This is a genomic window from Telluria mixta, assembly GCF_029223865.1.
GTDB classification, from domain to species: domain Bacteria; phylum Pseudomonadota; class Gammaproteobacteria; order Burkholderiales; family Burkholderiaceae_D; genus Telluria; species Telluria mixta.
This window is the reverse complement of the sequence record NZ_CP119520.1, coordinates 7,274,428-7,299,004: the sequence shown is the minus strand read 5'-3', so window position 1 is coordinate 7,299,004 and position 24,577 is coordinate 7,274,428. Positions and strand designations below refer to the sequence as shown.

The following is a 24,577-nucleotide window of genomic DNA, read 5'->3' as shown; positions in this document are numbered from 1 at the left end:
TCGTCAAGAACGTCTTTGTCCATCACCCTAGACTCGGTGGTTCGTGCTGCGCACCCGGCGCGGCAGGTTGATCACAGGACGACGAAACCATGCACGATAACAAAGTAGCCTTGGTGACTGGAGGAATGGGGGGACTGGGCACGGCGATCTGCCGGCGCCTGCAGGCGGAGGGGTTCCGCGTGGCGGCAACCTATTCGCCCGGCAATGCCACGCCTGACGCGTGGCTGGCCGCCCAGCGGGACGAAGGGTACCGCTTCACGACGTATCGCGTCGATGTCACCGACTACGGCGACTGCGAATGGGTGATGCAGAAACTGCTGGCCGAAATGGGCCGGCTCGACGTGCTGGTCAACAATGCCGGCATCACGCGCGACCGCAGCCTGCGCAAGATGACACTGGAGGATTGGCAGGACGTCCTGCGTGCCGATCTCGACAGCGTGTTCAACATGAGCAAGCAGGCGATCGAACCGATGATGGCGCAGCAATTTGGCCGCATTATCAATATCTCGTCCGTCAACGGCCAGCAGGGTGCCTTCGGCCAGGCCAATTACTCGGCCGCCAAGGCCGGCATGCACGGCTTCACGAAGGCGCTGGCGCTGGAAATGGCGCGGCACGGCGTGACCGTGAACACGGTGTCGCCCGGCTACCTGCGCACGAAGATGGTCGAGGCCGTGCCGGCTGACGTCATGAACGGCAAGATCCTGCCGCAGATCCCGATGGGCCGGCTGGGCGAGCCGGACGAGATCGCCGGCCTCGTCGCCTATCTCGTGTCGGAAGACGCCGGTTTCATGACGGGCGCCAACATAGCCATCAACGGCGGCCAGCACATGTATTAACTAGCGACGCTCGGCCCGCGTCTGGCAATCGATGCACAGGCGCGCTTCGGGCCGGGCCAGCAGCCGCGATGCGCCGATCGGCTGGCCGCATTCCTCGCAATAGCCATAGCTGCCGTCTTCGATCCTGGCGAGCGCCTGGCGCAGCTGGCGCATCTCGGCCGAATGATGGCCGGCCGCTTCGCGCGACAGATCGTTCAGCAGGCGGACAGTCGCACGGTCCAGCGGCGACGCCTCCACCTCGTCCACAGGCAATTCTCCCGCGTCCGGGTGCGGTTCCTCGACGCGGGACAGGGCATCGAGGCGCTGCTCGAGCATCGTCTTGAGCAGCGCCAGCTGCTCGGATGTGAGGGCTTCCATGGTCACACGACAGGAAAGGCGTGACGACAGGCGCCGGATTCGGCGTGCGGAGTGGCTTTCATGGATGTCCCCTCGTTCGTGTCATTGGAAGCCGCGCGGCGGCGATTTCAGTGTAGCGCGGAACGAGGGGCATGGATACGGTTGCACGGCGGGCGGCACAGGGGACCGCATGGCGGCGGCATTCAGGCCGAGGAGGCGGGCAGGGGCGGCGCGTTGTCGATGGCGACGATGTCGAGCTGGGTCTTGAGCCCGTCGACGGCGGCGAGGATGGGCACGACCTGGCCCGTGCTGGCGGCCGCGGCCAGCCCCAGCAGGCGCGCGACGAGCGTGATGCCGTCGCCGATGCGGGTGATGCGCTTGATCTTGTCGGCGGCGTCCACCGTCAGCTGGATCAGGTGCGCCTGCGGCTGGCCCAGCGACGACACGATGCATGCCGCCGCCTCCGCATACAGCCGGTTGGCGCGCTGGCGCAATTCCATCTCGGCGTTCAACAGGGCGCGGGCGGCCATCTGCTCCGGTTCCGGCACGTCCTGGCCCTGGTGGCGGCGGATGTCGCGCATCACGCGCTGGTGGATGCTGTCCGCGCACTCCGACAGCTTGTCCGCCAGTTCCTCGACCTCGTGCGCGGTCGACATCGCCTCGGCCGGGCTGGGCGGCGGCGGCGCCTTCGCGCCGTCCTGTTTCGCGCCGTCCTGTTTCAGTTTATCGTCGTTTGCCATGGTCTCTCCTCGTGCGCTCAGTCGGACAGGGCGTCGCGCAGTTTCGTCAGGTCGCGGGCATAGGTGGCCAGCAGCTTGCGCACTTCGTCGCCGTGCATGTTATTCAGGTTTTCGCGCAGTTTCTGGTGGCCCTGGGCGACTTTGGTCAAACCCTGGAGGGCAAGGTCGTAGCGTTTGTCGACCAGTTTGTATTCCGTCGACTTGTTGAGATAATGGACCTTGGCCAGGGTCACGAGCATGCGGTCCGATGTCTTGGTGGAAAAGGGGATTTCGACGTCGAAGATGCCGAGCACCGTCTTCTTTTCGTTGTCGTTGGTCTTGGCGTACAGGCGGGTCAGCGCGATCATCGATTCGAGCAAGACCTGCACGTCGGCGTCGCCGTCGCGCACCATCGTCTCGACGCTGCGGGCCTGGTAGCCGGACGCGATCACCCGCGTCAGCAGCCGCGTCAGGCCCGTGTACGCGGCAATCTGGCGCTGCTGCAGGCCGGATTCCGCGTTGGCCTTGAGGCCATTGCCGAGGTCATCGATGCGGTCGGACAGGTCGTAGCGGGCATCGCCCGCCAGCACGCTGAGCGTCTGCATGTACAGCACGACGGTCTTCTGGATGCTGACGAAGTCGTCGTACACGGCACGCCGGCGCGCATCGTTTTCCTTGGCGATGCGGTCGGCAGCGGGCGACAGGTAGGGTTGTTCGCGCTCGTAGGTGTCGCGGTAGCGGCGCGACAGTTCGCCATAGCCGCCCAGCCTGGCCGAGGCGTCCGCGAATTGGCGCACCTCGGCCAGGCTCACCGGGCCGGTACTGGCACAGCCACCAAGCAGCAGGCTGGCGGCAAGGACGAAAAGGGGAAGGCAGCGTCGCAGGTCCATGGGTCCCTTCTGGACGGCAAAATGCCGGCCTGAAAAGCCCCATTCTTTCAAACCTGCGGCGCGTCGATATTGCCGACGATCAATCCGACGCGGGACGCCAGCCGAGGCCGGCCACGGTGTCGCCCAGCGGGATGTATTCGCAGCCGACCCAGCCGTCGTAGCCCAGCTCGTCCAGGGTGCGGAACAGGAAGGGGAAATTGATCTCGCCAGTGCCCGGCTCATGGCGGCCCGGCACGTCGGCCAGCTGGATGTGGCGGATGAGCGGCAGGCGCTCGCGCAAGGTGTTGGCGAGATCGCCCTCCATGCGCTGCATGTGATAGATGTCGTATTGCAGGAACAGATTCGGCACCGCAGCTTCCGCGATGATGGCGGCGGCCTGTGCGCTCTTCGTGAGGAAATAGCCGGGAATGTCGCGGTCGTTGATCGGCTCGATGAGCAGGTCGATGCCGTGCGACGCCAGCGCGGCGGCGGCAAAGCGCAGGTTGTCGACGAACGTCGCGTGCGCGCGCTCGGGCGCCACGTTCGGCGGCAGCTTGCCGGCCAGGCAGTGCAGGCGCTTTACGCCCAGGTCGAGCGCGTATTCCAGCGCGAGCTCGACGGTGTCCTGGAATTCGCCCACGCGGCGGGGATCGCAGGCCATGCCCCGTTCGCCGGCCGCCCAGTCGCCGGCCGGAAAATTATGCAGCGCGAGTTCCAGCTGATAGCGCTGCAGGCGGCCGGCGATCTGATCCGCGTCGAAAGCGTACGGGAACAGGAACTCGACGCCATCGAAGCCGGCCGCGCGGGCGGCGGCAAAGCGTTCCAGGAAGCCGAGCTCGTTGAACATCAGGCTCAGGTTGGCGGCGAAGCGGGGCATGCGTTGTCCTTGGCGGTGAGATAACCCCCTATGTTACAGCTCATTATGCTAAACCATCGTGCCGGCCGGCGCATCGCGCAGCGCGCGCATCGGCGTGAACATCCAGGCCAGCAGCGCGGCGCCCGCGAGGAACAGGCCGGCACCGCCGAACAGTGTCGCCAAGGTGACGCGGCTCGCGATCCATCCGGCCGCGACGGCCGCCAGCGGCGCCAGGCCCATGAAGATGAACATGAACAGGCTCATGGTCCGGCCCAGCAGCTCGCGCGGCACCCGTTGCTGGATCCACGTGAACACCGCGACCTGCACGAACCCGCCCAGTACGCCGATGGCGACGTTGATCAGCATGCCTTGCCAGCTGGCGGTGATCATGCCCAGCGGTACGAGGAGCACGCCGGCAATGCCGTCGATCAGCAGCAAGGTCATGCCGAGGTTGCCAGCGCGCCGTTTGCCGGCGATGCCGCTCGCGGCCATGCCCAGCAACGCACCGGCGCCATGCGCGCCCATCAGCAGGCCCAGCGCGGACGCACCGTGCAGGCGGCTGCTGGCCAGCAGCGGCAGCGCGACTTGCATGACGCCGCCGATCACGCAGGCGCACAAGCCCCAGTAGATGAAGCAGGTGCGCATCATGGTGTCGCGCCAGACGGCCGCGAGACCGTCCGCGACGGATTTCAATACCGGCTGCCTGGCCGCCGGTGCGAACGGGCGCGGCTGGACTTTCGCGAGCGTCCAGGCGGACACGGCGAAGCTGACGCAGTCCAGGCCGAATGCGAGCGCGAGGCCGCGCATGTGCTCCGGACCGTCGCTGCCGTCACCGGCCAGCGCGAACAGCAGGCCTGCCAGCAGCGGCCCGGCCAGCATCATGATCTGGCGTATTCCCATCATCATGCCGTTTGCGGCCTGCAGGTGCTGCGGGGCAACGGCATGCGGCAGCATCGACGTGCCCGCCGGGATGCTGAACGCCGACGCGAGCGACAGGCCCAGCGCCAGCGCGAGCACGACGGGCAGGTGCGCCTTTCCGGTATAGACGAGGAGCGCGAGCACGGCCAGCAGCACCGTGTTGACGTGCTTGGTGAGCATCAGGATGCGCTTGGGCGAGTGGCGGTCAACGAGTGCCCCGCCGAACAGGATCAGGATCGCGCGCGGAATGCCCATCAGCGCGACGGCCATGCCCAGCGCGACGGCGTCGCCCGTCAGCTTCAGCACGAGCCAGGGCAGGGCGATCTGGCTGAACTGGTCGCCGAGGGCGGAGATGGCGCCGCCGCTCATCAGCCAGGTGAAGTTACGGTCGCGCAGCAGGGCGGTGCGCGGGTTCGGTGCGTCTTGCATGACCGGTCTCCTTGTCGTTGTACGGGCGTGCGGGGGCCTGGCCGGCACGCCATCGTGTTGGTGGTACGAAGGTGGATTAGCGCTGGATGCCGGCGAGCTGCGCCAGCAGGTCCGACGTCGCCCGCAACTGGTCGCTGGACGGCGCGCCCAGCATGGCGCGGCTGATGTTGTCGACGACGGTCGTTGCGTTCGTCACGAGTTCGTCGCCCGTCGGCGTGATCAGGGCATAGCCGACGCGGGCATCGCGCGGGTCGCTCTGGCGCGTAACGAGGCCAATCTTTTCCAGCGGCAGCAGGGAGCGGGTGACACCGGACGCGGTCAGGCCGAGCCGGTCGGCCAGGTCGACGCGGCGCAGGCGCCCGCCCGGTGCCCGCTGCAGATGCAGCAACAATTGGTAATCGGCAAAGCTGATGCCGTGATGTCCGCCCAGGGCGCTGTCGAGACGGCGCGCGAGCGTCGCCCAGGCACGCGCGAGGCGCAGGCAGAATTCGGTGGTAAGACTGTCGGACATGATCGCTCCAGGTACTTATTGGTTACTTGATCCGTCAAGTATATGGAGAATATCGACCGTTGGCAAGTACTTGAGTGCACAAATAAATTCGGGGTCAGGTCCCATTTTTCTGCAACTTCGGGTCAGAGCTCATTTTCGTGAATGATCTTTGAAGCAAGTTTTGCCGGCCGAAGCTGATCTGCTCAGGGGCGCAACCCGCAAAACGTACGCGTTCCTGGCTTGCTGGCCATTGATCGAAAAAGTGCTCTGAGGTGTACCGGGTTTAGTGGACATCCCAAATAGAGGACAATGCGTTCCCATGGATAAGACTAAACCTGCTCCTACCGAGCGCAGAGAGTTCACGAAGGCTTTCAAGCAAGAGGCGGTCACACGCCTGAAGGCAACTGATAACGCGACAGCCTTGGCACTGGAGCTTGGCGTGCGGCGCAACGTGCTCTACAAATGGGCCGAGACGCTTGAGAAAGCTGGCGCCGAGAAGGCGTTCAACGGCCCAGGGCGGCCGTTGGCACAGGACGAGGATGAGTTGACCCGGCTGCGGCGGGAAAATGAGCGGTTGAAGATGGAGAACACCATCCTAAAAAAGGCCGACGCGTACTTTGCGAAACGCAAGCCGTAAGGTACGCCTTTGTTCATGAGCATCGCAAAGAGTTTCCGATTGCGATGATGTGCCGGTTGCTGGAGGTGAGCCGAAGCGGTTGTTATGCCGCACGTGAGCGCGAGCCGAGCATACGCAGCCGCGAAGACGTGGCGCTACGTAGTCGCATCGAAGAACTGCACGCAGAGCAATGGCACGCGCCAGGCGTCATCAAAACATGGCGTTTGCTACTTGCTGAAGGTGTAAATTGCAGTCGTAACCGCGTGGCCAGGATACGTCGGATCGCTGGCATCGAAACCCGCCGCATGGCGCGGTTCAAAAAGATGCGGACGTATCAAAAGACCGAGCCGCCGGCGGAAGACCTGGTCAAACGCCAATTTGCCGTAACGCTGCCCAATCGGGTCTGGGTCGGCGATATGACGCAGATCGCAACAAGGAAGGGACCTTTGCATCTTGCCGCCTTCGTCGACCTGTGCACGCATCGTGTCATCGGATGGGCCACTGCAACGAGCCAGACAGCGAACCTGGCCGTGACAGCGCTGCAAGCTGGTATCGCACAGCGAAAGCCTGTCAACGGGATGATCTGCCATACGGATCAGGGCTCGCAGTTTTCCTCAGCCATGTTTCGCAATCATCTGCGCGACAACCAGATACGCCCAAGCATGAGCCGCAGAGGAAACTGCCACGACAACGCCGTGGCGGAGAGTTTCTTTTCGAACCTGAAGAACGAGCTGACGCACCACACGATCTATGAAGATCAGCAGTCGGCACTAGCCGCCATTACCGCCTACATCGACGTGTATTACAATCAGCAACGACTTCATCAGACGCTCGGCTACCGTACGCCAGCTGAAGTCGAAAAAATGCACGGGTGTACCTGATTTAACCTGTCTACCAAACCGGTGCATCTCACTCTGACCCCGAATTTTGGCGAAAAAGTGCTCTGACCCCGAATTTGAGTCTTTGTTTTGGGTAAAAAAAGACCGGGAGCTGGTCCCGGTCCTTGTTGATGAGCTGTGCTGCGTGTCAGCGCTCGCCGCCCGAACGGGCTGCGGATGCCGGACGCGGGCCGCGGCCCTGGCCGCGACCGCCGCCATTGCCACCATTGCCGCCATTGCGGTTGCCACCGCCGTTACCGCCACTGCGCTGGCCCGCCGCCGGCGCGCCCTGCACGCGCGGCTTGCCGCCGCCGGCTGCGCCTGCGCCATTGCCGGCGCCGCGGTTGCCGCCCGGGCGGCCGCGGTTCGGATGGCCCGGCACGCCGCTGCGCAGCTGGATCGGTTGCGGCTTCGCCGTTGGATCCGGCTCGAAGCCTGCGATCACCTGGCGCGGCAGCGTCTGCTTGATCAGCTTCTCGATGTCCTTCAGCATCTGGTGCTCGTCCACGCAGACGAGCGAGACTGCCTCGCCGGTGGCGCCGGCACGGCCCGTGCGGCCGATGCGGTGGACGTAGTCTTCCGGCACGTTCGGCAGGTCGTAGTTGACCACGTGCGGCAGCTGGTCGATGTCGATGCCGCGTGCCGCGATGTCGGTGGCGACGAGCGCCGTCAGGCTGCCGTCCTTGAACTCGGCCAGCGCCTTGGTGCGTGCCGACTGGCTCTTGTTGCCGTGAATCGCCATCGCGCCGATGCCGTCCTTGCCGAGCTGCTCGACGAGTTTATTCGCGCCGTGCTTGGTGCGGGTAAACACGAGCACCTGTTTCCAGCCGTGCGTCTTGATCAGGTGGGCCAGCATCGGGTGCTTCTTGTCGCGGTCGACCGGGTGGATCTTCTGCGCAATGACTTCGACGGTCGAGTTGCGCGGCGCCACTTCGATCATGGCCGGGTTGTCCAGCAGGCGGTCGGCCAGGCCCTTGATCTCGTCCGAGAACGTGGCCGAGAACAGCAGGTTCTGGCGCTTCGGCGGCAGCACGGCCAGCACTTTGCGGATGTCGTGGATGAAGCCCATGTCCAGCATGCGGTCGGCCTCGTCCAGGATCAGGATCTCGATCTTGTCGAGCTTGATCGTGCCCTGGGACACGTGGTCGAGCAGGCGGCCCGGCGTGGCGACGAGGATGTCGACGCCGTTCGCCAGCAGCTTGATCTGCGGATGGATGCCGACGCCGCCGAAGATCACGGCCGAGTTCAGGTTCGTGTGCTTGGCGTACATGCGCACGTTTTCCTCGACCTGGGCCGCGAGTTCGCGGGTCGGGGCGAGTACGAGGGCGCGGATCGGGCGCTTGGACGTCTTGCTGGTCAGCGCGGCGCCGAACTTGTCGGTCGACAGGCGGTGCAGCACGGGCAGTGTGAAGCCGGCGGTCTTGCCGGTGCCGGTCTGGGCGCCAGCCAGCAGGTCGCCTCCGCCCAGCACGGCGGGGATCGCCTTGGCCTGGATCGGAGTCGGAGCGGTATAGCCCGCTTCAGTGACGGCGCGCACGATGGCGTCGGACAGACCGAGAGTATTGAATGACATAGTTATCTGGTAGGGATCGGCCCGTCGCTTCTCGTGTTCCCACGGAAGCGCCAGTCCAGCCGATCGGTTTACACACTCAGGGCGGCCGGTACTGGTGCCGGGCGCCAAGACGCGAACGTGAAGACAAACGTCAACGATCACGCGACATTATAGTTAAAAATGTTTCGCTATGGAAATTTTAGCGCGGCCTGTGTCGTTTATGACAGGACCGGTGGAAGCGGGGGCGCGGCACCTCGTGGGTGCCGGAGGCAATCTTGACAGGCCGACAACGCCGCCTGTGGCGGGAAAGCCGCGCGGCCAGCAAGGCCCGCGGCATTCCCCGGACTTACACAGGGTGTATTTTACGCGAAACGGCGCGACGCCGCTCAGGCGAAGGGCTTCAGCAGCGCGACCATGCCGGCGAAGACCTTCGGGCCGGCGGCGATGATGTCGCCCTTGTTCAGGTATTCGGACTCGCCGTTGAACTCGCCGACGATGCCGCCCGCCTCGGTCACGAGCAGCGAACCGGCGGCGATGTCCCAGATCTTCAGGTTCTTTTCGAAGTAGCCGTCGACGCGGCCGGCGGCCACGTTCGCCAGTTCCAGTGCGGCCGAACCGCTCGAGCGCAGGCCGTGGCAGCGCGGGGCGACGACTTCGTACATGCGCAGGTATTCGGCCAGGTCGCGCGGCTCGGCGCCGTGGCCGGAGCCGATCAGTGCCTTGTTGATGCGGTCCGGATTGCGCACGCGGATGCGCTTGTCGTTCAGGTAGGCGCCGGCGCCCTTGGTGGCGGTGAACAGGTCGTTGCGGACCGGGTCATAGATGACGGCCTGCGTGATCACGCCGCGCTGTTGCAGCGCGATCGAGATGCAGTAGTTCGGGTAGCCGTGGAGGAAGTTGGTGGTGCCGTCGATCGGATCGATGATCCAGACGTATTCGCTGTCGTCGTTCAGGTTCGCGGTGGGGCCCGATTCTTCGCCGAGGATGGCGTGGTCGGGGTAGGCTTTCAGCAGGGTTTCGACGATCGCCTGTTCCGACGCCTGGTCGATGTCGGTCACGAAGTTGTTGTGGCTCTTTTCGCTGACGGTGATGCGGTCGAGGTCGAACGATGCGCGGTTGATGACGGTCGCGGCGCGGCGGGCGGCCTTGATGGCCGTGTTGAGCATGGGATGCATAGAGGGCTTCCGTAAAAAAATGCTGACGCCCACCGCGCAAGGGCGCCGTGAACGATCTGAACGAGAAATAATTAAAGAGCAAAGCGGTGCCGAAGCCGTTAAAATCGCGAGCTTCTTGCCCGCATTTCAACGCTCGTCACCGCGCGATGGCGTTATTTTAAATGAACCCGACCGAAACTGTCTCTTCTCTTTTCAAACGTTTACGCTTCGTGCTGGTGGAGACGAGCCGCGCCGGCAACGTCGGCTCGGTGGCGCGCGCCATGAAAACGATGGGATTTTCCGACCTCGTGCTCGTCGCCCCGCGCTGCAACGACCCGTTGCACGACCCGGAGGCGGTCGCCTTCGCCAGCGGCGCCATCGACGTGCTGCAGGGCGCGCGGATCGTCGATTCCATCGGCGAGGCGCTGGACGGATGCAATTTCGCGGCGGCCGTCTCGGCCCGGCTGCGCGAGTTCTCGCCGCCCGTGTGGGCGCCGCGCGAATTTTCCGCGCATGCGGCCGGTGCGCAAGAATTGCGTCCGGCCCTGATTCTCGGCAACGAGCGCTTCGGCCTGCCGAACCAGATCGTCGAGCAGTGCAACGTGCTGATCAACATTCCGGCCAACCCGGAATATTCGTCGCTGAACCTGTCCCAGGCCGCCCAGGTGCTCGCTTACGAATGCCGGCTGGCGGCGCAAGGCGATAATGCTCAACTGAGCCGCACGCAGGAAGGCATCGGCTTCCACGGCGAGACGGCGAGCGTCGCGCAGATCGAGGGCATGTACGCCCATCTGGAAGAGGCGCTGGTCGCGATCGGCTTCCTCAACGCCAGCAACCCGAAAAAGCTGATGCCGCGCCTGAAGCGCCTGTTCGCGCGCACGCAGCTGGAAACGGAAGAAGTCAATATCCTGCGCGGCATTGCCCGCCAGATGATGAAATCCACGGGGCAGGATTCCTAGACGGCTTGCTCTAGTCCGAGTTGGTCGCCTGACCTGTTCTTTCGCTTACACTTTGAAAAACACATACAAAGGGTAGGCATGGAGACAACCCGCAGAACCTTCCTGAAGGCCGGCCTGCTGTCGGCGGCATTGCTGGCCGCGGGCGGCGGCTGGTACCGGTACACCCATCCGGCGCCCCCGCGCGGCTTCGTGCTCGACGGCGAGGCCCGCGCCGCGCTCGACGCCATCGTCGCCGTCATCGTGTCCGGCGCCTTGCCGGATGCGCACGCCGACCGGGCCCGTGCCATCGCCGCGACAACGGCGCGCGTGCACCAGACCATCCTCGGCCTGCCGCTTCTGGCCCAGCAGGAAGTGCAGGACCTGTTCGGCCTGCTCGCGCTCGGCCCGGCGCGGCGCCTGCTGACGGGTATTCCGGACGGCTGGGCCGCAGCAAAGGAGGCAGACGTCGCCGCGTTTCTGCAGGACTGGCGCGTGCACCGTTTGTCGCTGCTGCGCACCGCCTACGCGGCGCTGCACGACCTTGTGCTGGGCGCCTGGTACAGCGAGCCCGCGCACTGGGACGCGATCGGCTATCCCGGCCCGTTGAAGGAGTTGGCATGAGCAACCAGGCCGTGATTCCCGATCCCATCGCTGCCGGCCTCGCGCGCGGCTGGAAGATCATCGACGGCGCGCGCGAGACCGCCGACCGCGCCCTGGACGCCGACGTCGTCATCGTCGGCAGCGGCGCGGGCGGCGGCGTGACGGCGGAGATCCTCGCGCTGTCCGGCCTGTCCGTGATCGTCGTGGAAGAGGGCGCGCTGAAATCGTCGCGCGACTTCAAGATGCGCGAAGCGGACGCGTACCCGGCGCTGTACCAGGAATCGGCCGCGCGCAAGACGCGCGACAAGGGCGTCAACATCCTGCAGGGCCGCACGGTGGGCGGCTCGACGACTGTGAACTGGACGTCGAGCTTCCGCACGCCGCCGGCGACGCTCGCGTTCTGGCAGCAGCGTTTCGGCCTGTCGACGTATGGCGAGGCCGAGCTGGCACCGTGGTTCGCGCTGATGGAAGCGCGGCTGCACGTGGCCGACTGGCCCGGCGCGCCCAACGAGAACAACGACCTGCTGCGGCGCGGCGCGGAAAAGCTCGGCATCCCGACGGGCCTCATCCGCCGCAACGTCAACGGCTGCTGGAACCTCGGCTATTGCGGCATGGGCTGTCCGACGAACGCGAAGCAGTCGATGCTCGTGACGACGATCCCGTCCGCGCTCGACCACGGCGCCACCCTCGTCACGCGCGCCCGCGCCGAACGGCTCGTACTGAAGGGCGACCAGGCCGACGGCCTCGATTGCACGCTGCTCGATGCGGCCGGCCTGCACGCCACGGGCCGCCGCCTGCGCCTGCGCGCGCGCCATTACGTGCTGGCCGGCGGCGCCATCAACACGCCGGCGCTGCTGCTGCGTTCCAAAGCGCCGGACCCCGGCGGGCAACTGGGCAAGCGCACGTTCCTGCATCCGACGCTCGTGTCGGCGGCGCTGTTCCCGCAGCGCGTCGACGGGTACGCGGGCGCGCCGCAGACGGTCTATTCGGACCATTTCCTGCACACGCAGGCGATCGATGGCCCGCTCGGCTTCAAGCTCGAAGCGCCGCCGCTGCACCCCGTGCTGCTGGCGACGACGATGCAGGGCTTCGGCCGCGAGCACGCGGAGATGATGCGCCACTTCCCGCACCTGCAAGGCATGCTGGCGCTGCTGCGCGACGGCTTTCATGCTGAGTCGCAGGGCGGCACCGTGGGCCTGAACGGGGACGGCTCGCCCGTGCTCGACTACCCGCTGAACGATCCGGTGTGGGACGGCACCCGGCGCGCCCTGCTGACGATGGCCGAGATCCAGTTCGCGGCCGGCGCCACCGGCGTGCAGGTCGCGCACGAACGGGCGCCGCGCTACGCGAGCTGGAACGAGGCGAAGGCCGGCATTGCCGCGCTGCCGTTCGAGCGCCACCTGACGCGCGTCGTGTCGGCGCACGTGATGGGCGGCTGCGCGATGGGCGACCGCGACGGGGTGACGGGACCGGATGGCCGTTACCGCGGCATCGCCAACGTGTCCGTGCACGACGGCTCGCTGTTCCCGACGTCGATCGGCGCCAATCCGCAGCTGTCTATCTACGGCATCACGGCACGCCTCGCCAGCGATCTGGCGCAATCCCTCACGGGACGGCCGGCCGCGCGGCCTGTGTGATCATGGCCAGCGCCCGCACGTTGCTGCGCCTTGTCCTGCTCGTGCAGCTGGGCGCGGCGCTGTCGATCGCGTGGGCGCTGCTGCACCGGGGCGTGCCGGCGTGGGGCGCGCTGCTGGCGGGTGCCGGCGCCGTCGTCGTGGTGCGCCTCGCGATCAACATGAACAATTTTGCCATGGCCGCGCGCGCGGCGAGTGACACGCCGCCCGAGTACCGTCTCGGACCGGCGGCACGCGTGCGCATGCTGGCCGAGGAATTCTGGGCCAGCATGCTGGTGACGTCCTGGCACGTGCCGCGCGGCTGCGCGCGCATGACGGTCCACCGCGACAGCAGCCGCGTGCCCGTGCTGCTCGTGCACGGTTATGGCTGCAACAGCGGCTTCTGGGCGCACCTGGAACCGCTGCTGAACCGCGAGCGCATCAGCCACGCCAGCATCGACCTGGAGCCGGTCGCGGGCAGCATCGACGATTACGCGCCGCTGATCGAGGCGCGGGTGCAGGCGCTGTGCGCCGCGACGGGCGCCGCGCAGATCGCCATCGTCGCCCACAGCATGGGCGGGTTGGCCGCGCGCGCCTGGATCCGGGCGCACGGTAGCGCGTGCGTAGCCAGGTTGATCACGCTCGGCACGCCGCACCATGGCACGGTACTGGCGAACCTCGGCCTCGGCGCGAACGCGGCGCAGATGCGCCGGGACAGCGCCTGGCTGCGCGACCTCGCAGCGGGCGACACCCAGGACGTCCGGTCGCGCATCGTCTCCATCTACACGCACCACGACAACATCATCGCCCCGCAGGATTCAAGCCTGCTTCCGGGCGCGCGCAACGTCGCGTTCGGCGGCGTGGGGCACGTGGCGCTGGGCAGCAACCCCCGCGTACTGGCCGAGGTGTTGCGCGTTCTGCGCGAACTTCAGCTTGTCCACGCCTGAGGGGGCGGCCGCTGTGGCCGCGGCGTCCGGTCGATGATATCCTTGTGGGTGAGTCAACCCATATTTCTTTCCATGCAACAGAAAGCCCCGCGCCGAACCCGCGAACGCATCCTTGAGCTGTCGCTGCGGCTGTTCAACGAATTCGGCGAACCGAACATCACCACGACCGTGATCGCCGACGAGATGAACATCTCGCCGGGGAACCTGTACTACCATTTCCGCAACAAGGACGACATCGTGAATTCGATCTTCGTCCAGTTCGAGGCGGAGATCGAGCGCATGCTGACCGTGCCGGCCGGCCGCCGCTCGAACATGGAAGACGTGTGGCTGTACCTGCACCTCATGTTCGAGCTGATCTGGAAGTACCGGTTCTTCTACCGCGACCTGAACGACCTCCTGTCGCGCAACCGCAAGCTGGAGCTGCACTTCAAGGCGATCCTCGCCCACAAGATCAAGGTCGCGCGCCAGCTGTGCGAAGACCTGCGCAGCGAGGGCTCGCTCGAAGCGGGTGACGCCCAGATCGGTGCCATGGCCACGAACATGGTCGTCGTCGCGACGTACTGGCTGTCGTACGAATACGTGCGCAACCCGCGCAAGTACAGCGAACAGCAGGCCATCGCGGACGCGCTCGCGCGCGGCTGCTACCAGGTGCTGTCGATGCTGGGCCCTTACCTGCGCGGCGAGACGCTCGCGCTGTTCCAGCGCCTGTCCGACGACTTCCTCGCGAAGCTGCCGCCTGAATCAACCTGAGGAACACATGAAATCCATCGCCGTCTACTGCGGCGCCTCGCTGGGCGCCGATCCCGTCTATGCCGACGCCGCCCGTGGCCTCGCCCGCGCCCTCGTCGAGCACAACATCGGCCTCGTCTACGGCGGCGGCAAGGTGGGCCTGATGGGCGTGATCGCCGACGAGGTGCTGCGCCTCGGCGGCGACGCGACGGGCGTGATCCCGAGGCACCTCGTCGAGCGCGAAGTGGGTCACGCCGGCCTCACGCGGCTGTTCGTCGTGAAGGACATGCACGAACGGAAGGCAATGATGTCCGACCTGGCCGAAGGCTTCATCGCCATGCCGGGCGGGATGGGCACCCTGGAAGAACTGTTCGAGATGGTCACGTGGGCCCAGCTGGGCATCCACGCCAAGCCCATCGGCCTCCTCAACGTGAACGGCTTCTACGACGGCCTGGCCGCCTTTGTCGACCACCTCGTCGGCACGGGCTTCGTGCGTCCCGCGCATGCGGCGTTGCTGCTGCGCGACGCCGACCCGGATGCCCTGATCCGCCGCCTGAGCCAAGCCTGATCCAATCGCTCGATGTTTGCGAAAACATTGAGCGTTTCCTGACTGATGCGCGAGTGCGGCGGCGTGTCTTCCTGCGCCTCGAAATGATATCGATCGCGCGTTCCTAACAGCTTTGTTGTGCGCTATCATGGTCTTCCGCGATCCGGCATGGGCACGATGAACGCGATACGCGTCGATCCCCATCCACCACCTAAAAACGGGGCCGCCGCATGCCGGATCGATTTCGATATCGAGAAGGAGACACCATGATCAACAAGCGTCGCAACCGCCTGCTCAAGCTGCTCGACGAGCGCAAGGCGGCCACCGTGCACGAGCTGGTCGAATCGCTGGATGCATCGCCGTCCACGATCCGGCGCGACATCAGCTGGCTCGCCGCCCGCAACCTCATCCACCGCACGCGCGGCGGGGCCGAAACGTCCCCGCAGAAGAAGCGCCTCGGCGGGCTCGCCAACGACACCTTTGCCGACAACCTGCGCGCCAACGCCGCGCGCAAGTACGCCATCGCACGCCACGCCGCCGCACTGTGCGACGATGGCGAAACCATCATCATCAACGGCGGCACGACGACGTTCATGATGGCCGACTTCCTGGCGGACCGCAGCCTCAAGATCATGACCAACTCGTTCCTGATGGCCGACCGGCTGCTGGCGACGAGCCAAAACGAAGTGCTGATCCCGGGCGGCACCGTCTACCGCGACGAGAACGTCATACTGTCCCCGTTCGACAACGATGCGACGGGCGACCAGTACGCCTCGAAGATGTTCATGAGCGTGTCCGGCCTGTCGATGCTGGGCCTCGTCGAGACCGATCCGCTGCTGATCCGCGCCGAGAAGCGCCTGATCGGCCAGGCCGAGAAGCTCATCGTGCTGGTGGACAGCTCGAAGTTCGCGCGCCGCGCGGGCCTGATCCTGTGCAGCCTGAAGCAGGTGCACACGGTGATCACGGACAGCGACGTGGCCGACCTGTCCGTGCAATGGCTGGAGCAGGCGGGCGTGAAGGTGATCGTCGTGACGCCCGAGGTGCCGCCGGAGCGGCACTGCATCGCGCTGGATGGTGCACACCTCGGCCTGCAGGGCGCGATGTGCACGATGCTGGCCTAGGGCAGCGGCGTCAGTCCCTCCGCCCGCACGATCCAGGTCCCGTCGTGCGGAAAGCCGGGGGCCGCCCCGGCGGGCGCGCCATCCCAGCCGCCCGCCATCATCGCGACGGCGGCCAGCAAGGCGCCGTTTCCGGGCAGGTAGACGGGCAAGTCCGTGTTCGGATTGTGCCCGGCGGCCGTGTAGCCGTTGTTCGGTACGCCCGTCTTCATCAGTACGTCGACGGCCGTTTCCGGCCGCCCCAGGCGCGCGGCCGTCATCGCGATCATCGGATAATCCCAGCCCCAGATCTTCGCCTTCCAGTCCCATCGTGCGAGGACGGCATCCAGCGTGCGGTCCATCACGGCGCGGTCGACGCCGGCCCCCGGCAGCTGGCCCAGCGCCATCAGGAACGACGGGTGGTCCTGGCGGCTGGCGACGTCGTCCCACGTGTCCGGGATCGATTCGAGCGCGACGTACTTGCCGTCCTTGACGGGCAGCGCGGACAGGTGGCGCCGCTTTTCGTCCCAGTCGCCGTTGCGCGGCAGGCCGAGGCGCGTGCGCCAGCGCTGCGCGATGTCCAGCGCCGTCGACCAGTACGACAGTTCGTAGGCCGGATTCATGCTGGCGGCCGGATCGTGGATCTCCTGCGCGATCCACAGCGGCGGGCCGAGGACCGAGCGCTGGTTCCTGTCGTCCCACGCGAGCATCGACGCCATCGCATCGGCCGTCGCGAACACGAGGTCGCGGTAGCGCTGGAGCGTGGCGCGCGTGGGCGTGTCGCGGTACAGCAGTTCCGCGAGGTGGATCGGGTGCGGCTGGTTCCACACGATCAGTGGATTGCCGCCGGGGCTCTCGCGTCCCTGCGGACTCGTCATCTTGGGCCAGCGCGCACCCTGCAGCCCGCGTGACGCCGCGATGGCGCGCGCGGCGGGCAACGTGTCGCGGAACCAGTCGAGTGCGCGTTCGAGATAGGCCGGACGCCCCCACAGCGCGAAGTGCGCCGTGTGCCACCAGATCATCTCCGTGTGGTGCTTGCCGTACCACGTGGACGTCGTCAGCCCGCTTTCCTGCGGCGGAAAATCGCCGCCCGCCTGGATCGCCGTGAGGTATTGCGACAGCACGACGCGCCGTTCCAGCTCGGCCGCGCGCGGGTCCGTGCTGCCGCTGAAATCGACGGCGCCGCCGCTCTGCCAGAACGTCGGCCAGTGCGCGGCGCTGCGGCCGAAGACGTCCGCTGCATCCGGTGCCGGCGCATTCGGCGCATACGCCAGCGTGAATTCGAGCACCTGGCCGGATACCGGCCGCAGTTCGAACGTGTGCGGTGCCGGTGTTGCGATGTTCACGGGGCTTGAGGCGCGCAGCGCCACGCCGTAGCGCCAGCCGTCGCGTGCGTGCGCGAGCACGAGGGTTCGATCCGTGCGCGTCACGACGGCCGTCGTGTGCGATGCCGGCTGCGACCAGTCCAGCGGCGGGTTCTGCTTGATGCCCCCGACATAGCCGCGCGGGAGCGCCAGCCGCACGGCCAGGCCCCGCGCGAGCAGCTTCGATTCGATGCGCACGGCCAGCGTGTCGCGCTCCGGGTCGGCGGCCGTCGTCACGACGACCTGCTCGCCGTCGATCGTGTACGCGCTCGTGAGGATGCCGCGCCACAGGTCGAGGCGCTGGTCGATCGCGCCCACGTCCGCCAGTGCGAGCGGCCGGCCGTCGCGGTGCGTGTAGGCGATCGCGAGCTGGCCGAGCGGTTGCGGATGCGGGTTCTCGCGCAGCCAGGCGGCGGCCGGCACGTCCATCCTGGTCGGATAGTCGACCGTCCGGCCGTGCGCCGTGTAGGGTTGGTTCGCGTCCGCGAGCCTGTACCCGTGCGGATTCGGGTCTTCGTGCCACGCCCACCGTGCCTGGGTCTCGAGGCCGATGCCATGTTCGCGGTAGTGATCCGCGAAGGTCTGCAGGCCCGTCACGTCGGCGGTAAAACAGAAGCGGCCGTTGCCGACGCTGAGCGGCGCCCATGGGTCGGGCGTCGCCAGGTGCGGAGAATGGCGCGCGACGAGGGCCTGGCGGTCGATGCGGCCGGCCGCGTGCGCGGGCAGGATCGTCACGAGAATCAGCAGGGCGGCGATGGCAAAGGCGGGCATGGTGTCTCCAGGGGTGCGACAGCCGATGATAACCGCCCGTTTTTCCCTTTGTGATCACGTTTTTGACCAGATTTCCTTTCGGTCAGTCCACTGAGCGGTCGCCGATTGACCCTGTTCGCGGCGGCTGTCTACCATCTTTACGCCATCGAAAACACATAAGGACAAACGGCATGAAGACGAGACGCAAGCACAAGCGGGCCCGCGCCCACCACACGACAACGATGTCCGCGCTGCTCATTGCGGCGAACCTCGGCTGCCACGCCAGCGCGCAGGAGGCGGACGCACCGAAGGTCGAAGAAACGAAGGTGATCGTGACCGGCACGCGCCTGGCCAGCCGCGGCTTCCTCGCCCCGACGCCCGTGACGACGGTCGACGCGCAGGAACTCAGGCTCGCCGGCACGCAGAACCTCGAGGTGATGCTGTCGGATACGCCGCAGTTTACCGCGAACCAGCTCAGCAGCCCGACGGCGAACACGGTGCAGCCGGGCCAGCCGTCCGGCACGTCGACCCTCAACCTGCGCAACCTGGGACCGACGCGCAACCTGGTGCTCGTGAACGGCCGCCGCTTCGCCATCACGGGCCCGGATTTCACCACCGACGTCAACACGGTCCCCGCCGCGCTGGTCAAACGCGTGGAGACGGTGACGGGCGGTTCGTCGGCCGTGTACGGCTCGGACGCCATCTCCGGCGTCGTCAACTTTATCCTGCGCGATAATTTCGAAGGCGTGGAGATCAACGCGCAGAGGAGTGTCGACCAGCCCACGCGCACGCCGAACGATTCGGTCGACCTCACCGTGGGCGGCAATTTCGGCGGGGGCAGGGGCAATGTCGTCGTCTCCGTCAACTACATGGACCGCGACGGTTTTACGCGCGGCGAACGTGGCGGCTGGGCGCTGCCGTCGATGGGCGACGGCTGCGTGACGGCGTCGTCGTGGTCGTCCACCCGTCCCGGCACGCCGCTCGCGGTGCCGGCCGGGCAGACCTGTGTGTCGGCGGGCGGGCGTCCGGGCCTGATCTTCAGCGGCTCGTCGAACGTGCCGACGGGGCGCATCGGCAACCTGCCCGTCGTCGGTTCCGCCGCGTCGAACCCGGCGCTGAATGCGGCGCTGATCGCGGCCGGCCTGCAGAACATGTCGACGCTCGGCGCGATCTTCGACCCGACCGGCAGGACGGTGCGTCCGTACGCGGCGCCGGGCGACGCGTACGACCTCGGCCCGCTGTCGTACATGGTCACGCCGCAGAAGCGCTGGATGAGCAATGCGTTCGCCCACTACGATTTCAGCGACCGCGCGACCGGCTACATGGAAGCGCACTTCAGCAGCAATTCGGCCAGCGTGCAGATCGGCCCGACGAGCGCCAGCGGGAACTTCCTCTTCAATACGAACAACCCGTACCTGAGCCCGCAGATGCAGGAGGTGCTGCGCCAGCTGGACCTGCGCGAGACGGGTACGACGCGCGTCACCAACGGCACGTCGAGCCTGACCACGACGCCGGGCGACGGCCTCGCCGTGTTGAACTACAACCGCCGCTTCTCCGACCTGGGCGGACGCGTGGCGGACACGGATCACCAGGTCTACCGCATCGCGCTCGGCCTGCGCGGCAGCCTGCCGGACGTGTCGGACCGCTGGCTGCGCGACCTGAAATACGACGTCTACTACACGAAGGCGCGCACGACGGAGACGCAGGACCAGGCCGGCTCCATCTCGCTGAGCCGCTTCCAGAACGCGATCCTGGCGCAGAACGGCGCGGCGCCCGTGCTGAATCCGTTCGGACAGAACCTGACGGAGGCGTCCGCCAATGCGATCTCGGTGGCGTCGAAGTCGAAGATCACGGCGGAGCAGAACGTCCTGGCCGGTAACGTGGCGGGGTCGCTGATGGACGTGCCGGCCGGCGCCATCGACTTTTCGACGGGCTTCGAGCGCCGCTACGCGTACAGCGCCTACAGCCCGGACGTGTTCCTCGCGTCGGGCGACGTCTCCGGCTGGAACGCGGCCCGCGCGACGAAGGGCTCGACGACCGTGAAGGAGGTCTATGGCGAGGTACGCGTGCCGCTGCTGGCGGATAAACCGTTCGCGAAGAGCCTGTCGGTATCGGGCGCGTTCCGCCGCTCCGACTACGACGTCGCTTCGGTCGGCAAGGTCTGGACCAGTTCCATCGGCTCGGAATGGGCGCCGACCCGCGCGCTGACGTTCCGCGCGCAGAAGCAGAAATCGATCCGCGCGCCGAACGTGGGCGAATTGTTCGGCGGGCAGGGCACGAACGGCCCGACGGCCACCGACCCGTGCTCCAGCCGCGCGCCGCTGGCGCAGCAGACCCAGGCGGTGCGCGTGCTGTGCGAGGCGACGGGCGTGCCCGCCAACCTCGTGTTCGACCCGGCCGTGCAGCCGTCGCCGTTCATCACGCAGGTCGTCGGCGGCAACCCGGACCTGTCGGCGGAAACGTCGCACACCGTCACCGTCGGCGCCGTGTTCATGCCGCCGTCGGTGAAAGGCCTGCAGCTGAGCGTGGACTGGTACCGCATCACCGTCGACGACGCCATCTCCACGCTGGGCGGCGGCGGCATCCAGTCCGTGCTGGACCTGTGCTACAACACGATCCGCAATGCGGCCAGCGTGTACTGCCGCGCGATCAACCGCGATCCGATCACGGGCCAGATCGCGGCGCCGACGTACGTGATGACGACGAACGCCAACATCGGCGGCATCGCGACGCGCGGCGTGGATCTCGCGGGCCACTACAATTTCACGCGGGACGGCATCCAGTGGACGCTCGATTCCAACTGGACGTACGTGAACGCGCTGACGTTCACGCCGATCCAGGACCTGCCGACGCTGAAGAACCGCTGCGTGGGCACGTGGGGCGCCACGTGCGGCCAGCCGGTGCCGCGCTGGAAGGGCACGACAAGGATCAGCATGAAGCGGGGACCGCTGCTGCTGTCCGCCCGTGCGCGTTATACGGGGCCGGTCACGGTGGATTCGTACGCGCTGGCCGCGAACCCGCCCGCGCTGGAATCGCTGACGAATCCGAAGATCAAGTCCTATACTTGGCTGGACCTGACCGCCGGCTGGGAATTCAGCCGCATGGTCAACCTGACGGGCGGCGTGCGCAATGTGCTGGACAAGGACCCGCCGATCCTCGGTTCGTCGCAGCTGCCGTCGAATAACACGATCCCGGCCACGTACGACACGCTTGGACGCCAGCTGTTCGTCACCCTGAACGTCAAGCTGTGAAGGAGACCCGCACGATGATGGAACGACGTACCCTGCTGCAGGCCGCGCTGCTGGCGCCGTGGCTGCTGCCTGCCGCCGCGCGGGGCGCGGCATGCGCGGCGCCCGGGTGGGCGGACGCGCTGCGGCGCGACCTCGACGCGATGGCGGAGGAACTCACGCGCACCCTGCGCCCGTGGCCCGTGCCGGACAAGGTGTTCGTGCCGGAGTCGTACGGACTGCGGTCCGGGGAGCCCGCGACGGCCGCGATCCGGCGCGCCGTCGACGCCTGCGCGGCGGCCGGCGGCGGCGTGGTCCGGTTGGCGCAGGGCGACTACGTCAGCGGCACCATCGACCTGCGTTCCGGCGTGATGCTGGAAGTGGCGGAGGGCGCGCGCCTGCTGGCCAGCACGGACCTGGACGACTATCCCGAGCGGCGCGCGCGCCGGCCCACGGTCCAGGACAGCAACATGGGAATGAACCAGTCGCTGATCTTCGCCGAGGGTTGTACGCGCGTGGGCATTCGCGGCAAGGGACTCATCGACGGGCGCGGCACGCCGGACAACTTCCCCGGCCAGGAAACGACCGGCGCGACGCCGGGACGGCCGTTCGTCATCCGCATGCTCGATTGCAGCCAGGTCGTCATCGCGGACATCCGGTTGAAGGATTCGCCGTGCTGGATGCAGAACTACCTGAACTGCGAGGACCTGATCGTGGACGGCATCCACGTCGAAAACCAGGCCAACCACAACAACGACGGCATCGACATCGACGGCTGCCGCCGCGTTATCGTGCGCAACTGCTTCATCAGCGCCGAGGACGACGCCCTGTGCTTCAAGGGCGCGAGCCAGCGGCCGATCGACCGGGTGCTCGTCGAGCACTGCCGCCTGTACAGCACGTGCAATGCGCTGAAGTTCGGCACGGACTCGCAGGGCGATTTCCGCAACGTGCTCGTGCGCCACGTGGAGGTGGGCGGACCGTCGGCCGACATGCGGGCCATGAAGCGCCGCAAGGCCGACGGCGGCATCTCGTGGGAATCCGTCGACGGCGGCACGGTGGAGCGGGTGCTCGTGCACGATGCCCGCATCGTGCGTGCCGAGAGTCCGCTGTTCCTGCGCCTGGGCGACCGGGGAAGAGTGCGGCCGGAACAGGCGCGCCCGCAGCCGGGCCGGCTGCGCCGCATCGTGTTCGACCGCATCACGGGCAGCGACAACGGCAGGCGCGGTTCGTTCTTCACGGGCGTGCCGGGCCACGCGATCGAAGACGTGCTGCTGCGCGACGTCGACCTCCCGATGGACGCCGCGACCGAACCGGCGATCCGCCAGCAGGACATCCCCGAGGCGCCCGCCGAGTATCCCGATCCGCACATGTTTTCCACGGTGATGCCGGCCCATGGCCTGTGGACGCGCCACGTGCGCGGCCTGACCCTGCAGCGCGTGCGCTTCACCACCACCGGCCCCGATCCGCGCCCGATGCTGTCGACGGGCCCCGACGCCGACTCTCCCTGCACACCATGAAACGACTCGTCTTCCTGCTCGCTGTCGTACTGGGCGCCGCGCATGCCGCGGAACCCGTGCGCACGTATCACAACCCGATCCTGTACGCCGACTATTCCGACCCGGACGTGATCCGCTCCGGCGACGATTACTGGCTCGTCGCATCGAGCTTCCACTTTTCTCCGGGCCTGCCCGTGCTGCACTCGAAGGACCTCGTGCACTGGACCGTCGCCGGCCACGTGCTGCCGCGGCTCCCGTTCGACCCGGCCTACGACATGGTCCCGCCGTACACGCTGACGGACAGCACGTCGAAACCGGTCACGGGCCAGCGCTACGCGCGCGGCGTGTGGGCGCCGTCGCTGCGCGAGCACGCCGGCAAGTTCTACGTGTACTGGGCGACGCCGGACGAGGGCATCTTCATGAGCACGGCCATTAACCCCGCCGGGCCGTGGAGCGCACCCGTCGCCGTGATCTCCGGTCCGGGCTACGAAGACCCGTGCCCGTTCTGGGACGACGACGGCAAGGCGTATCTCGTCCATTCGAAAGTCGGCGCCGGGCCGCTGATCCTGCACGCGATGAGCCCGGACGGCACGCGCGTGCTCGACCCGGGCAGGACGATCGTCGAGGACAAGGCCAACCTGCCGACGCTGGAGGGCCCCAAGGTCTACAAGCGCAACGGGTATTACTACATCTTCGCGCCGATCGGCGGCGTGGGCCACGGACCGCAGGCCGTGCTGCGCGCGCGCCGCATCGACGGGCCGTACGAGGCGCGCAAGGTCCTGCTGCCGGGGAACGGCGTCGACGGCCCGCACCAGGGCGGCTGGGTCGAGACGCCGTCGGGCCAGGGCTGGTTCATCCACTTCAACAGCACGGGCGCGTTCGGCCGCATCGCGCACCTGCAGCCCGTCGTGTGGAAGGACGACTGGCCGGAGATGGGGCGGGCGGGCCTGCCCGTGACCGAGGCGCCGGTCCCGGACACGGGCCGCAGCGTGCCCGCGGACCGGCTGCAGGACTCGGACGAATTCTCTGCCGCGACGCTGGGCCTGCAATGGTCGTGGAACCACAATCCGGACGACGCGCACTGGAGCCTCGCGCAGCGGCCCGGCTACCTGCGCCTGCAGGCCAACGAGGCGAAGTACCTCGTCGGCGCGCGCAATGTCCTCACGCAGATCCTGCAGGGACCCGCGTCCGAGATCACGACGCGGCTGGAACTGAAGGGGCTGGGCGAACGCCAGCGCGCGGGCCTCGTGCTGTTCGGTGTCGGCGTGCCGTGGGTGGGCGTCGTGCACGAGGATGGGCAGGACTACGTGACGGTGGCGAACGGCGGCGTGGAGACCCGGGTGGGCAGGGTCGACGGCAAGGCAATCGTCCTGCGCGCGGCCGTGGCGGAAGACCAGACCGTGCGGTTTTCGTATGCGCGCGACGGCTCGGACGACTTCCGCGCCGCCGGCGCGCCGGTGAAGCTGGCGCCGTTCTCGTGGTGGAAGGGCAGCCGGCCCGCGGTCTTCACGTGGATCAAGGCCGAGTCCGACGCGCCGCGGGAAGGCGGCGGCCCGCGCCTGATCACGCGCGACTACGTCGACGTCGACTGGTTCCGCGTGACCCGGCGCTGAAGG

21 protein-coding genes and 1 pseudogene are annotated in these 24,577 nt (G+C 67.1%); 13 read left to right on the top strand and 9 right to left on the bottom strand.

What is annotated here, in order from left to right:
* Window positions 1-125 precede the first annotated feature (125 nt).
* Window positions 126-836 (top strand): acetoacetyl-CoA reductase, encoded by a 711-nt coding sequence (phbB, locus tag P0M04_RS32080; protein WP_281042234.1) that lies wholly within the window; start codon window positions 126-128, stop codon window positions 834-836.
* On the opposite strand, the gene P0M04_RS32075 is transcribed toward phbB, so the two are convergent.
* The 6 genes from P0M04_RS32075 to P0M04_RS32050 form a co-directional block, all read right to left on the bottom strand.
* Complete coding sequence (locus P0M04_RS32075) at window positions 837-1,193, bottom strand: TraR/DksA family transcriptional regulator (protein WP_259452129.1); 357 nt, start codon at window positions 1,191-1,193, stop codon at window positions 837-839.
* A 182-nt stretch (window positions 1,194-1,375) separates the two neighbouring features.
* A complete protein-coding gene (locus P0M04_RS32070; protein ID WP_259452130.1) occupies window positions 1,376-1,912 on the bottom strand; it encodes a hypothetical protein in 537 nt (178 codons plus the stop codon).
* 17 nt (window positions 1,913-1,929) lie between these two features.
* Window positions 1,930-2,781 (bottom strand): hypothetical protein, encoded by an 852-nt coding sequence (locus P0M04_RS32065; protein ID WP_259452131.1) that lies wholly within the window; start codon window positions 2,779-2,781, stop codon window positions 1,930-1,932.
* A 79-nt stretch (window positions 2,782-2,860) separates the two neighbouring features.
* On the bottom strand, window positions 2,861-3,637 hold the full coding sequence (gene otnI, locus P0M04_RS32060) for a 2-oxo-tetronate isomerase (RefSeq protein ID WP_259452132.1): 777 nt from the start codon (window positions 3,635-3,637) through the stop codon (window positions 2,861-2,863).
* Window positions 3,638-3,685: 48 nt separating this feature from the next.
* Window positions 3,686-4,963 carry an MFS transporter gene (locus P0M04_RS32055; protein WP_259452133.1) on the bottom strand — a complete coding sequence of 426 codons (1,278 nt, stop codon included), beginning with the start codon at window positions 4,961-4,963 and terminating at the stop codon, window positions 3,686-3,688.
* A gap of 76 nt (window positions 4,964-5,039) precedes the next feature.
* On the bottom strand, window positions 5,040-5,474 hold the full coding sequence (locus tag P0M04_RS32050; protein ID WP_259452134.1) for a MarR family winged helix-turn-helix transcriptional regulator: 435 nt from the start codon (window positions 5,472-5,474) through the stop codon (window positions 5,040-5,042).
* Window positions 5,475-5,772: 298 nt separating this feature from the next.
* Between P0M04_RS32050 and P0M04_RS32045 the strand changes: the two genes are divergently transcribed.
* Window positions 5,773-6,090 carry a transposase gene (locus P0M04_RS32045; RefSeq protein ID WP_259452990.1) on the top strand — a complete coding sequence of 106 codons (318 nt, stop codon included), beginning with the start codon at window positions 5,773-5,775 and terminating at the stop codon, window positions 6,088-6,090.
* A 20-nt stretch (window positions 6,091-6,110) separates the two neighbouring features.
* A pseudogene (locus P0M04_RS32040) lies at window positions 6,111-6,950 on the top strand (IS3 family transposase); the annotation flags it as partial.
* A gap of 145 nt (window positions 6,951-7,095) precedes the next feature.
* On the opposite strand, the gene P0M04_RS32035 reads toward P0M04_RS32040, so the two are convergent.
* Window positions 7,096-8,520 carry a DEAD/DEAH box helicase gene (locus P0M04_RS32035; RefSeq protein ID WP_259452464.1) on the bottom strand — a complete coding sequence of 475 codons (1,425 nt, stop codon included), beginning with the start codon at window positions 8,518-8,520 and terminating at the stop codon, window positions 7,096-7,098.
* Between the two features lie 365 nt (window positions 8,521-8,885).
* Window positions 8,886-9,665: an inositol monophosphatase family protein gene (locus tag P0M04_RS32030; RefSeq protein WP_259452576.1), complete on the bottom strand. Its 780-nt coding sequence runs from the start codon at window positions 9,663-9,665 to the stop codon at window positions 8,886-8,888.
* Between the two features lie 170 nt (window positions 9,666-9,835).
* Here P0M04_RS32030 and P0M04_RS32025 point away from each other — a divergent pair, with 170 nt between their 5' ends.
* From P0M04_RS32025 to P0M04_RS31995, 7 genes are all read left to right on the top strand, one after another.
* Entirely contained in the window at window positions 9,836-10,612 is a 777-nt protein-coding gene (locus P0M04_RS32025; protein ID WP_259452465.1) for an RNA methyltransferase, read from the top strand.
* Between the two features lie 78 nt (window positions 10,613-10,690).
* Window positions 10,691-11,212, top strand: coding sequence for a hypothetical protein (locus tag P0M04_RS32020; protein ID WP_259452466.1), 522 nt, complete (start codon window positions 10,691-10,693; stop codon window positions 11,210-11,212).
* Window positions 11,209-12,828, top strand: coding sequence for a GMC family oxidoreductase (locus P0M04_RS32015; RefSeq protein ID WP_259452467.1), 1,620 nt, complete (start codon window positions 11,209-11,211; stop codon window positions 12,826-12,828). Before P0M04_RS32020 ends, P0M04_RS32015 begins: the two co-directional genes overlap by 4 nt.
* A gap of 2 nt (window positions 12,829-12,830) precedes the next feature.
* Window positions 12,831-13,751 carry a lipase family alpha/beta hydrolase gene (locus P0M04_RS32010; protein ID WP_259452468.1) on the top strand — a complete coding sequence of 307 codons (921 nt, stop codon included), beginning with the start codon at window positions 12,831-12,833 and terminating at the stop codon, window positions 13,749-13,751.
* Between the two features lie 72 nt (window positions 13,752-13,823).
* A complete protein-coding gene (locus P0M04_RS32005; protein ID WP_036237014.1) occupies window positions 13,824-14,501 on the top strand; it encodes a TetR/AcrR family transcriptional regulator in 678 nt (225 codons plus the stop codon).
* A 7-nt stretch (window positions 14,502-14,508) separates the two neighbouring features.
* The gene (locus P0M04_RS32000; protein WP_259452469.1) at window positions 14,509-15,048 is read left to right on the top strand and encodes an LOG family protein; all 540 of its coding nucleotides are present in this window, start codon (window positions 14,509-14,511) and stop codon (window positions 15,046-15,048) included.
* Window positions 15,049-15,293: 245 nt separating this feature from the next.
* The gene (locus P0M04_RS31995; RefSeq protein ID WP_259452470.1) at window positions 15,294-16,148 is read left to right on the top strand and encodes a DeoR/GlpR family DNA-binding transcription regulator; all 855 of its coding nucleotides are present in this window, start codon (window positions 15,294-15,296) and stop codon (window positions 16,146-16,148) included.
* Here P0M04_RS31995 and P0M04_RS31990 read toward each other — a convergent pair.
* Window positions 16,145-18,259, bottom strand: coding sequence for a hypothetical protein (locus P0M04_RS31990; RefSeq protein WP_259452471.1), 2,115 nt, complete (start codon window positions 18,257-18,259; stop codon window positions 16,145-16,147). The two genes, P0M04_RS31995 and P0M04_RS31990, sit on opposite strands and share 4 nt — an antisense overlap.
* Window positions 18,260-18,429: 170 nt before the next feature.
* Here P0M04_RS31990 and P0M04_RS31985 point away from each other — a divergent pair, with 170 nt between their 5' ends.
* Genes P0M04_RS31985 through P0M04_RS31975 form a run of 3 tightly spaced genes read left to right on the top strand, consistent with a single transcriptional unit; the run spans window position 18,430 to window position 24,574 of the window.
* Entirely contained in the window at window positions 18,430-21,489 is a 3,060-nt protein-coding gene (locus P0M04_RS31985) for a TonB-dependent receptor domain-containing protein (RefSeq protein ID WP_259452472.1), read from the top strand.
* A gap of 14 nt (window positions 21,490-21,503) precedes the next feature.
* Window positions 21,504-22,982, top strand: a complete 1,479-nt coding sequence (locus P0M04_RS31980; protein WP_259452473.1) for a glycoside hydrolase family 28 protein — start codon at window positions 21,504-21,506, stop codon at window positions 22,980-22,982.
* Window positions 22,979-24,574: a glycoside hydrolase family 43 protein gene (locus P0M04_RS31975; protein WP_259452474.1), complete on the top strand. Its 1,596-nt coding sequence runs from the start codon at window positions 22,979-22,981 to the stop codon at window positions 24,572-24,574. The genes P0M04_RS31980 and P0M04_RS31975 overlap by 4 nt, the downstream gene beginning before the upstream one ends.
* Window positions 24,575-24,577 lie beyond the last annotated feature (3 nt).